Here is a 2,839-nt window from a genome sequence, read left to right on the forward strand (position 1 = left end):
CGATCTCAAGGCCCAGGCTTTGTACGATTCCTGCTTCGGCCCCGTGACCCCGGGCGTGCCCGCTTCCGTCCTGCAGCTCCATAACGATGTGGTCATCATCGCCGACGAGGCGGCCCTGGCCATGATCCGCGAAAAGACCGGCTGGGAGGGCGAAATCTATGATAATTAAGAACGGACTGGTTTTCCAGGAGGACAAGACCTTTTCCAAAAAGGACTTATATATCGAGGACGGCAGGATCGTGGAGAGCGCTGACCAGGTCACGGACAGGACGGAAGTGGACGCGGAGGGGCTCTACGTGCTCCCCGGCCTGGTGGATGTCCACAGCCACGGCGCGGTGGGCTGCGACTTCTCCGACGGCGACCTGGAGGGGCTTAAGAAGATTCTGGCCTATGAGCGCTCCTGCGGCGTCACCTCCTACTGCCCCACCTCCATGACCATCGATACGGAGGAGCTGCGCAGGATCTTCAAGGCCATGGGGGACTTCACGGAAGGCCCGGGCATGGCCCATGTGGCGGGCATCAACATGGAGGGGCCTTTCCTGGACGTGGACAAGAAGGGGGCCCATCTGGCGGAATTTATCCTGGCGCCGGACGCTGGCTTCTTCCGGGAGTGCAATGAGGCCTCCGGGAACAAGATCCGCCTGGTGACCCTGGCCCCCAATGTGGAGGGTGCCATGGAGTTCATCAGAGAGGTGCGTGACGAAGTGGTGATATCCCTGGGGCATACAGGGGCGGACTATGAGACGGCCAAAGCGGCCCTGGAGGCAGGGGCCAACCATGTGACCCATCTGTGCAATGCCATGCTGCCCCTGGAGCACAGGAAGCCTGGCCTGATCGGGGCGGCCTCCGAGGACGAGGGCTGCTACGCCGAACTGATCAGCGACGGCATCCATATCCACGAGAGCATGGTGCGGGCGGTGTTCAGGATGTTCCCGGGCAGGGTGGTGCTGATCAGCGACTCCATGCGGGCCACGGGCCTGGAGGACGGCACCTATGACCTGGGCGGGCAGCAGGTGACCGTGAACGGCAAGCTGGCCACATTGGCATCCGGCACCATCGCAGGCTCCGCCACCAATCTCTACGACTGCATGCGCACGGCTGTGTCCTTCGGCATCCCCAGGGAGGAGGCCATCGCCGCCGCCACCATGAACCCAGCCAAGAGCATCGGCATCTATGATGAGGTGGGCTCCCTTACCCCCGGCAAGCGGGCGGATGTGGTGCTGGCGGATCAGGATTTGAAGCTGGTGAAGGTGCTGTAGGACGGAAGGATATAGACGGAATTGCGTTAAAAGCCACTCGTTTCCAGGCTTGTGAGACGGGTGGCTTTTTGACAGCCTGTTGTCGATTTCACCGATACTTGAAGAGAAGGAGAGGGCGCTCGCTGGGCGAATATCGGTTCCAACGGACTTGCAGGGAACTGTCACAGAGTACAGGATACAGGATGAGGATGGGGAGAAAATGTGGCTCCCTGTTCTGTGGTAAAGGGGCTGACCGGGGCGGGTATCTGCAAGGCAGTTAGCCGAAACAGGCAGAAACTGTCATGACGGCTGCGCTTGATTCGTATATACTTCTAAGCAGACAGAAAGGAAAGCGGGGATGGGCGGATGGAACTGATGGAATGCATGCAGAGAGCTATCGACTTTATGGAAGACAATCTGTGCGGCAAGCTGAGCATGGAAGCGATAGCGGGCCAGGCCTATATGTCAAGCTTCCATTTCCAGCGTCTCTTCTCGGTGGTGTGCGGCGTCTCGGTCAGCGAGTATATGCGCAACTGCCGACTGGCCCTGGCCGGGGGGGAGATAGCGCGCTCGGATGCAAGGATTATCGACATAGCGTTAAAGTACGGCTATGAGTCGCCGGAAAGCTTCTCCCGGGCATTCGCCCGTTTCCACGGCATATCCCCCATGGCGGCGCGCAGCCGGAGGGGAGGGCTCCGTGCATTTCCGCATATATCTGTCAAATCTATGATAGGAGGCGGCCAAATGGTGCAGAATTTGAAGGAAAGAGGCTATACGGTGAAGGAGAACGGCCCCATTTACTACACGAGGGATATGGACGGGACCGCGAAATGGTTCGAGGATGTCCTGGGGTGGTACGGGGCAATCGACCAGAGGAATGAGGAAGGCCAGGGGACATATGGGTGCCTGCTGCCCATGCCCGTGGAGATATTCAGCATGACGCTGCAGCCCTTCAACGGAATCCATATGTTTATCGGCGAACCCACCGGGCAGACCGTGGCTTTCATGCGGGTGGACAATGTGGAGAAGCTCCATGCTTTTGTGAAGAAGAGCGGGTGGACACAGATCGGTGAGATCAGGGAGCAGCACTGGGGCGGGAAGGAATGCGATGTCACCACGATCGACGGGGGCGTGATCAGGTTCTTCGAGCTGGAGGAGTACCACGGCAGGTGAATCCCGTCTCGCAGGGCTGAGGCTGTGGTCTGCGGGAGAAGAATTGGGCGGAAAAACGGAAGCCCAAACCCGAAAATCTGAAAATGCGGCCGGAAAATTGTCAGAAAATGGGTTAATTAGACGGTTGCATTTCGTAAACTGATGTGATATACTACAGACCGTCAGGATTTACAGTGATGCCTCCGGGAAAGTACCGGCTGACGGTCTGTAGTCGGGTTGTGCTGTGAGTTTAACCGGTGCGCAAGATAAAATACTGACTCAAGTGAATAAGGACATGACAGGTGCCGGAGGGCGGAGGAATCCGCCCGGTCCGGTGAAAAGGGAAGCAGGTGCGAGGCCTGCACGATCTCGTCGCTGTGAGAGAAGAGTCATGCTTCACGCTGCCGAAGGTAAGGGGCAGCGGATGTCACTGGGAAAGATCGGAAGAG

At 58.5% G+C, this 2,839-nt stretch carries 2 protein-coding genes, 1 pseudogene and 1 riboswitch (1 of these 4 running past the window's edge); all 3 genes and pseudogenes read left to right on the top strand.

Translation table 11 applies throughout. The features are described from left to right. Positions 1 to 169 (top strand): annotated as a pseudogene (gene nagB, locus Q2B33_RS02545) (glucosamine-6-phosphate deaminase) (it extends 627 nt beyond the left edge of the window). Further along, entirely contained in the window at positions 159 to 1,259 is a 1,101-nt protein-coding gene (nagA, locus tag Q2B33_RS02550; protein WP_300564258.1) for an N-acetylglucosamine-6-phosphate deacetylase, read from the top strand. Before nagB ends, nagA begins: the two are co-directional and overlap by 11 nt. A 345-nt stretch (positions 1,260 to 1,604) precedes the next feature. Beyond that, complete coding sequence (locus Q2B33_RS02555; protein ID WP_300564256.1) at positions 1,605 to 2,411, top strand: helix-turn-helix domain-containing protein; 807 nt, start codon at positions 1,605 to 1,607, stop codon at positions 2,409 to 2,411. A gap of 262 nt (positions 2,412 to 2,673) precedes the next feature. After that, positions 2,674 to 2,839: riboswitch (cobalamin riboswitch) on the top strand. This riboswitch is flagged as partial in the annotation.

Origin of the sequence: uncultured Acetatifactor sp. (genome assembly GCF_948601915.1) — a bacterium.
Taxonomy (GTDB): domain Bacteria; phylum Bacillota; class Clostridia; order Lachnospirales; family Lachnospiraceae; genus Acetatifactor.

Bases quoted from the DNA above. Each gene is read 5' to 3' on its own strand.
- nagA (WP_300564258.1), top strand. From the start codon at position 159: ATGATAATTAAGAACGGACTGGTTTTCCAGGAGGACAAGACCTTTTCC.
- Q2B33_RS02555 (WP_300564256.1), top strand. From the start codon at position 1,605: ATGGAACTGATGGAATGCATGCAGAGAGCTATCGACTTTATGGAAGAC.